The 7,344-nt window shown below is 48.4% G+C and carries 9 protein-coding genes and 1 pseudogene; 4 read left to right on the top strand and 6 right to left on the bottom strand.

The features are described from left to right. Positions 1-37: 37 nt before the first annotated feature. Positions 38-1,027 (bottom strand): 23S rRNA (adenine(2503)-C(2))-methyltransferase RlmN, encoded by a 990-nt coding sequence (gene rlmN / locus DW826_RS17060; protein ID WP_002569187.1) that lies wholly within the window; start codon positions 1,025-1,027, stop codon positions 38-40. Between the two features lie 23 nt (positions 1,028-1,050). Beyond that, complete coding sequence (locus DW826_RS17055; RefSeq protein ID WP_002588768.1) at positions 1,051-1,230, bottom strand: cysteine-rich KTR domain-containing protein; 180 nt, start codon at positions 1,228-1,230, stop codon at positions 1,051-1,053. 382 nt (positions 1,231-1,612) lie between these two features. On the opposite strand from DW826_RS17055, the gene DW826_RS17050 reads away from it, so the two are divergent. The 4 genes from DW826_RS17050 (at position 1,613) to DW826_RS17035 (ending at position 4,186) form a co-directional block, all read left to right on the top strand. Next, positions 1,613-1,966 (top strand): helix-turn-helix transcriptional regulator, encoded by a 354-nt coding sequence (locus DW826_RS17050; protein ID WP_117553296.1) that lies wholly within the window; start codon positions 1,613-1,615, stop codon positions 1,964-1,966. A 268-nt stretch (positions 1,967-2,234) separates the two neighbouring features. After that, positions 2,235-2,564: a plasmid mobilization relaxosome protein MobC gene (gene mobC / locus DW826_RS17045; RefSeq protein WP_002569185.1), complete on the top strand. Its 330-nt coding sequence runs from the start codon at positions 2,235-2,237 to the stop codon at positions 2,562-2,564. After that, positions 2,525-3,871 (top strand): relaxase/mobilization nuclease domain-containing protein, encoded by a 1,347-nt coding sequence (locus tag DW826_RS17040; protein ID WP_117553295.1) that lies wholly within the window; start codon positions 2,525-2,527, stop codon positions 3,869-3,871. Before mobC ends, DW826_RS17040 begins: the two co-directional genes overlap by 40 nt. 63 nt (positions 3,872-3,934) lie before the next feature. Continuing rightward, positions 3,935-4,186, top strand: a complete 252-nt coding sequence (locus tag DW826_RS17035; protein WP_002585088.1) for a helix-turn-helix domain-containing protein — start codon at positions 3,935-3,937, stop codon at positions 4,184-4,186. 177 nt (positions 4,187-4,363) lie between these two features. Here the strand turns inward: DW826_RS17035 and DW826_RS17030 are convergent, their stop codons facing one another. The 4 genes and pseudogenes from DW826_RS17030 to DW826_RS17015 all read right to left on the bottom strand — a co-directional run. Further along, on the bottom strand, positions 4,364-4,729 hold the full coding sequence (locus tag DW826_RS17030) for a cysteine-rich VLP domain-containing protein (protein WP_002585089.1): 366 nt from the start codon (positions 4,727-4,729) through the stop codon (positions 4,364-4,366). Then, positions 4,726-4,932 (bottom strand): transposon-transfer assisting family protein, encoded by a 207-nt coding sequence (locus tag DW826_RS17025; RefSeq protein ID WP_002569181.1) that lies wholly within the window; start codon positions 4,930-4,932, stop codon positions 4,726-4,728. The genes DW826_RS17030 and DW826_RS17025 overlap by 4 nt, the downstream gene beginning before the upstream one ends. Positions 4,933-4,934: 2 nt before the next feature. Then, positions 4,935-5,888: a hypothetical protein gene (locus DW826_RS17020; RefSeq protein WP_002585090.1), complete on the bottom strand. Its 954-nt coding sequence runs from the start codon at positions 5,886-5,888 to the stop codon at positions 4,935-4,937. 3 nt (positions 5,889-5,891) lie between these two features. Next, positions 5,892-7,277, bottom strand: a pseudogene (locus DW826_RS17015) (YodL domain-containing protein); the annotation flags it as partial. Positions 7,278-7,344 lie beyond the last annotated feature (67 nt).

Here is a 7,344-nt window from a genome sequence, read left to right as displayed (position 1 = left end):
TTTAAACGTTTTATTTGAAATAGCACAATAGGTTAAATTATTTCTGTTGTTTTTTGGCTTTATTATATGTATTAGCTAACTGTCCACAAGCTGCTTTAATCTCTCTACCATGAGAAACTCTCATGGTAACTTCAAGTCCTGTTTGCTCTAATTGATGTTTGAACGCAACCATTTCTTGTTTTTGTGGTGCTCTAATTTTTGAATTACTCGTCGGGTTGTATTGCAGCACGTTAATCATAACATTTTTGCCCTTAAACCATTTTGCAAGTTGCCTTATATCTGAGGAACGGTCATTTATACCTGGTAAAAGCAAATACGCAAATACCACTTTTCGATTATGCCTTTGAGAATAGGACAATGCTTGCTTAACAACATCTTCAATAGCGTACATGTGCATATGAGGAATGATACAGTTTCTCGCAGCCTGTGTTGCTGCATGTAAAGATATTGTCAACTGAATTTTTAGATGTTCTTCGCGCAATTTTTTTAATTGATTAACTGGACCAACTGTTGATACGGTAATGCCGTCGGTTGGAAAGTTAAGTCCATTTCTATCTCGAAGAATATGGATTGCTGCAATCAAGTTGTCGTAATTGAATAAAGGTTCTCCCATTCCCATAAAAACGATACGATTTACTTTTTGACGTATCAATACAACCTGCTGCACAATTTCAGACGGTGTTAGATTACGAACAAAACCATTGCGTCCGGACTCACAAAAAATACAGCCAACAGAACAACCAACTTGCGTACTTACGCAAACAGTCCCACCATCTCGCCGTTTAATAAAAACCGTTTCAATATACCTGTTATCTTTCAATTCATAAACATACTTTTCAGTATCGCTACTTTTATAGACTTTTTTTGTTGATATTGATAGATTTTCTTTGTGAAATGGCTGTTTATACAATTCCGTATATAAGGCTCTTGCTTTATCCTCTCCAATTACTTCCGACATTTCTTTGTAAGTAAATCCGTATGGGTCATTCAATATTTCCGTAGGTGTACTTTTAGGTAAGTGTTTCATTTAAATATCCTTCCTTTTCAAAATTAAAAAGTTTGTTTTTCAGAGTTTTTGATTATGATTTCTAGTTTTTCAACATCAACGATATGCGTTAATTTACATTTAGGGCAGAAAAGAGGAAAATTTCTTAATACCGTATTATAAAATACTTGAACCCTCGTCTTTCCGTTACAAATTGGACATTTTATCCAATATTTTTCAAGCATAATATTTCTCCTTTTGCGCAAAAAAATGCAGGTCAATTCTCAACATGAGCATTGACCTGCATTTATACATATAACACTACAACAAAATTAAGGCATAGTTTTTATACTATGTCTATACGTCGTTAGTTTTGTTGTATAGCATACGCAAAATAAGCATGACAAAAAAGCCCATATTGAAAATGGGAAAAATCTTTTTTGATTTCAATGCTTATCGAATACGCATGCTATGTAACATAAACATTCCCCCCCTTTTATATAATATTATATACAAAAGCAGCTTGTTGTCAACATATATATATGAATTATTTTAGCTAACTGATAGAACTATGTAGACATATCCAAGAAGAAAGGGGAACAGTAAAATGTAAGAGGGTGAATAACTATAGCAAAAAGACCAGTACCAAAATACAACTTCAAGGCTTTTGGGGCAGCGATAAAGGCAGCGCGTGAAGGACGCAAGGAAAGCCGCAAGAAAGTAGGCGACGAAATGTTTATCTCGCCGCGCTACCTTGCGAACATTGAGAACAAGGGGCAGCACCCAAGTTTACAGATATTCTTTGAGCTGATACAGCGTTACCATATATCCGTAGACCAATTCCTGTTAGACACGCCCGCTGCAAAGGACACAAAGCGGCGGCAGCTTGACGCGCTCCTTGACGGTATGAGCGATACAGGCATACGGATTGTGACCGCAACGGCAAAAGAGATTTCCGAAGTCGAAAAAGAGGGCGAATAGGAATGTCCGGCTTAAAACTGAACAGGATTTAGAGAGCGTTGTAATCTTTTTTGAGATTGCAGCGTTTTTCTTTTGCGGAAGTTTGGCAAAATCGCTTTTTCTCCGTAGTAAGGGATAAGAGCCTAAAGGATAAAAACATTCGTAGCAAGCATAGGAAGCGGGTACCCACTTCCGTATTTTCCCCCTCCCGCGCTGCGGCGCGTCGGTTGAAAATGGCTTGTTGGGAAGTGTCCCAAACCCTCGGAACGGAAAGGAAAGGAGCGAACACATGGACGGACGCAAAAGGACGGTGCAAATCAAATTCAGAGTGACGGAAGCGGAACGGGATTTAATACTGGAAAAAATGAAGCTCGTACCCACCCGGAACATGGCGGCGTATCTGCGGAAGATTGCCATTGACGGGTATATCATTCAGATAGACCACGCCGACATAAAGGCAATGACCGCAGAGATACAGAAAATCGGCGTCAACGTCAATCAGATAGCACGCCGCGTAAACGCGACGGGAAACGCATACCAAGAGGACATAGAGGAAATAAAGGGGGTGCTTGCGGAGATATGGCGGTTACAAAGATTAAGCCTATTAAAAGCACTCTAAGCAAAGCCCTTGACTATATCGAAAACCCGGACAAGACGGACGGAAAAATGCTTGTGTCCTCTTTCGGCTGCTCCTATGAAACGGCAGATATTGAGTTTGAATATACCTTGTCCCAAGCACTCCAAAAGGGGAACAATTTAGCCTTTCATCTGATACAATCCTTTGAGCCGGGGGAAGTCGATTATCAGAAAGCCCATGAAATAGGAAAGCAGCTTGCCGACGCGGTAACAAAGGGGCAGCATGAGTATGTACTCACGACGCATATTGACAAGGGGCATATCCACAATCATATCATTTTCTGCGCCGTAAACTTCGTAGACCACCACAAATACAATTCCAACAAAAGGAGCTATTACGGCATACGGAACATGAGCGACAAGCTGTGCCGGGAGAATGGCTTGTCCGTCGTCGTCCCAGGCAAGGGCAGCAAGGGAAAGAGCTATGCGGAGTACCAGGCAGAAAAGACGGGTACAAGTTGGAAAGGCAAGCTGAAAACCGCCGTTGACGCACTTATCCCCCAAGTTTCCAGTTTTGAGGAATTGTTGCAGCGATTACAGGCGGCGGGCTATGAGATAAAGCCGGGGAAATATGTATCATGCCGCGCCCCCGAACAGGAACGCTTCACACGCCTTAAAACCCTCGGCGCAGACTATACAGAGGAAGCCATAAGGGAACGGATAGCGGGCAGACGGACAAAGGCGGCGAAAGCTCCCAGAGAACAGCGCGGCGTGTCGCTGCTTATCGACATTGAGAACAGTATCAAGGCGGCGCAGAGTAAGGGCTACGAACAGTGGGCGAAAATCCACAATCTGAAACAGGCGGCAAAGACTATGAATTTTCTCACTGAAAACAAGATTGAACAGTACGCGGATTTAGTCAGCCGGATTGAGAAAATGGCAGCGGAAAGCGGACAGGCGGCAGACGCATTGAAGAACGCGGAAAAGCGGCTTGCGGATATGGCGGTGCTTATCAAGAATGTTTCCACCTACCAAAAGACAAAGCCCGTCTATGACGCATACCGCAAGGCAAGGAACAGGGAGAAGTACCGCGCCGGACAGGAACAGGCGATTATCCTACATGAAGCTGCTGCAAGGTCGCTGAAAGCGGCGGGCATTGCAAAGCTCCCGAACCTCGCCGCGCTGCAAGCGGATTATGAAAAGCTCCAAGCGCAGAAAGAAGCCCTTTACGCCGACTATGGGAAGCTGAAAAAGAAAGTCCGGGAATATGACATTATCAAGCAGAACATTGACAGCATTTTACAGGCAGACAGACAGCCGGAACGGGAAAAGCAGACAGAGCGCGGATAAGGATAGCAAAATCCCCGCCGCTGTGCTATGATAGGGCTATCAAAAAGCAGAGGAGCGTTGAGCATGGAAAACCAGAAAATGCCGGAATATGAAACCATACGCGCCGCCGTTGCCGGGGAAAAATGGGCGGTGGAGAAAGTCGTGGAGTGCTACAAGGACGAAATCGACAGGCTATCGACGGTAGCGGTCAGACAGCCGGACGGAAGCACGAAACAGGAAATCAACGAAGATATGCGCCAGTCCATCACAAAGAAGCTGATAGAAGCCCTCCCGCAGTTCCCGCTTGAAGAAATGGAAAAGGGAAATGTCAGATAGGCAAAAAAAGAACAGGGCGCGGAAGCCAGTATATGACTTCCGCGCCCTGTCTTTTTATGGGTGCTGTTTTCGTGAATGTTACGCAGTAGAACGCCATTTTTGGGGGTAAAGGTATAAAGTATCGCCTATCCGATTTTCACGCCCGGAAAGCCCTGTAAATCAAGGGATTTTCCGCGCCTACTGCGTAACAGGGGCGCGTCTTTTCCTCATGCGCTCGGCGGCTTGTCTGCGGGTGATACGTTTCCGGCAGACGGGGCAGTATTTGACACTGTTAGAGGTTGACGCAAAGAACGCGCCGCACTCGGTACATTTCTTCTTATCCCCTGTCTGGTAAAGCTCCGCATAAAGCAGCCTGTCGGCGGGAAGCACCGCAACCCGGAACCACTTGCAGAGAAGCGAATAGGAAATGAGCTGCGGACATACGCACTCGTCCCCGTCGTCCAGTAAGATACAGTTCCCGTTATCATAATTGCAGCACGTCCGGCGCACAAGGGCGTTGACTTTCCGGCTCTGGGGCGGCGTCAGCCGCTTAACCCCGTTCATACTTCATCAGCGGCGTAAATGGGAAGCTCTGCAAATTCCGCTTCGGTCAAAGCGTCCACTTTGGAAAGGGTGCGCTTTGCAAGCTCCCGCATATCCGCGTCCATGTAGGGCAGCGCGGCGTTGACATTCTCAATCAAAGCCCGCTTGCCGCCCTCGTTGTAAATGCTCAAAAGGTTTGTTTCTTCAACAGTCAGTCTAATCATGCTCATACCTCCATATCGTGATTTTTTGTTTTTGCCGCCGCCTTTTTCGGGGCGGTCTTTGCCTTGTCTGCTTTAAGCTGCGCCCGGATAGAGGGGCGGGGCTTCCTTATCTCCCTGTCCCGGTTCTCCCCCTTGTCAATCAGCGCATACGTCCCATGTCTGCCCTCGATTTTGGAAAAGGAAAGGGTCTTGTAGGGCAGCATGGAGAAAAGGCGGTCAGTGTCCTTTGTGGCTGCAAGCCGCATGAACGCCGGGGAAAGCTCTGCCATGAAATGGGTCTTGTTCGGGCTGTTCGGCTCGTAATGCCGCTTCATTTCCCGCACAATGCGCCGCGCTTCCGTTTCAATCAGCCCGTCCCGCAAAGCGGCAATATGCGCCTTGAAATCCCCCGGCGAAAGCTGCTCCCGGCTGCGCCGTTCTTCCTGTAAGAGCGATTGCAGCGCGTCCGGGTCGTTGGGTACGGCTTCAAAGCGTTCAAATTTCCCAAGCTGCGGGTCTGGGGTTCCGTCAAAATATCTCCCGGCTTCCTGTACCCTTTCCCCATGCTCATAAATCAGCTTCACCGTATCGGCGGGCAGCTCCTTTTCCTTGACGCGCTCATAATGTTTAGAGTAGTCCAGTTCGTACAGATTGCCCTTGATTTTCCCGCGCTCCTTTCCCGTCAGCTCGATTGCATAGGCAAGAACGCGGTCGCTTGTCTGCTCCATGTAGAAACGCCATGTGTTGTGGGGCGCGGTGTCTTTGAGGAAAACGTCGCGCTCCCGGAAACAGTGCGTCCCGGACGGGCGGCAGAACCACAAAAGTGTTTTGTCCTCCCTGTGGGGGCTTGCCGCCGCCTTTGCGATAATCTCTTTGTCAATGTCTAAGTCGCTCTGGTAAAAGCCTGTGTTCTGCTTCATAATCGCTTCAAGGGAAGCAAACAAATCCATGTTTTCAAATTTGCTCTGTTCCGGCATGGGTCAGCTCCTTTCCAAGTCCTGTGACTTCTGCTTTGCGTTTTTCTTCTGTGCCTTTTCCTTGTCGGCTCTAAGCTGCGCCCGGATAGAGGGTTTCTTTTCCGGCTTCGCTCCCTTGCCGCGCTCCTTGTCGGCTTTGACAGCGTTAGCCAGGTCAACAAGGGAAATCTGCTCGCCCGCCTTTACCTTTGCTTCCAGTTCGTCAACGGTGGGGGTGTTGTTGATGATACCGTCAATCATGTTCCCGTTCTGCTCTGTGGTCTGCTCGGCGGTTTTCAAGGGATTGTCCCGCTGCGCCTGTTCTGCGGCAACGGCAAACGCCCGCGTCCCATTCCCCATAATCAGATACTTTCCGTCGTCCGACTGGTGGTGAAAGCCATATCCGGCGGCTTCTATCTGCTCCCGGCTCATGGCGGTCACATGGAAAGTCCCCCTCGGTGTCTTGACAGTTTCGCCCGTTTCCAAGTCGTCCGGGGTAAGCTGCTTTTGCTCCTGTAAAAACTCCGGCACTTCCCGAAAACCTACACTGTCAACGAAATGCGCCGCGTCCTGTCCGTCCTGATGAAGCACTACCACGTCGGAAACGGAAAGGCTGTGTCCCTTAAAATCTTTGGGGTGGTCGATATTGAAACAGGTGTAAATATCTTCAAGGGAAGTTTCCGGCGCAAGGGGCGCGGAATAGACAAGCTCATAGTTCGCCCTGTCAACCACATTTCCCGCCGCCTGCAGGCGGTCGTATGGCTCAAAGCGGAAATCCCTTGTTTCGTCCCCGCCCTTTATCTGGTAAATGGAAAAGGTGTCTTTGTCCTGTCCGGCGGTCTGCGCCGTTTCCAGTGCCTTTGCGTAAAGCTGCTTCACGTCGCCCTCGGTCAGCTCGCCGCTTTTGAGCTGCCCCATAAGCTCGCGGCATTTCTCCGGCGTTCCCGTATAAAGCACGTCGCCCATTTTCGCCCGCCCGTTCTCCTGTGTCACATAGGCTTGCAAGAGGTAGCTGTTTTCCCGGCTGTCGCTGTAAGGGTTCCGGCGCACTCTGTAAATCGTTTCCGGGGTAAAGGCTTCTTTCGGGGCTGCGCCCGCTTTTTCCTGTGCGCCGGATTTTCCCGGTGCGGCTGCTTCCGGATCCGGCTTCTCCGGCGCGGCTTCCTGTCCCTCTCTGGTGGGCTGCTCCTGTCCGGCGGTCTGCTCCTTGTCCTGTGCCTTTTGCAGCTCCGCTAAGTTCTCGTCTATGGAATTGATAATCTCGGCGGCTGCGCTGCGTATCGTTTCAAGGGAGCTTTTCAGCTCGGACAGCTCCCGCCCGCTGCTCCACCCGGCGACATAGCCGAAAGAGTAGTCCGACGTGTCAAGCCCGTAATGTTGGCAGACAGTATAGGCGACGCTTTCGGCCTGAAATGTTAATGTTTCCATTTGAAGCATTATACTCATGTTTTTATAATATTGATCTTTTAAATTATTT

The sequence above is a fragment of the Clostridium sp. AM34-11AC genome, from assembly GCF_003435375.1.
Classification (GTDB): Bacteria; Bacillota; Clostridia; order Lachnospirales; family Lachnospiraceae; genus Pilosibacter; species Pilosibacter fragilis.
This window is presented reverse-complemented; position numbering and strand designations above follow the sequence as displayed.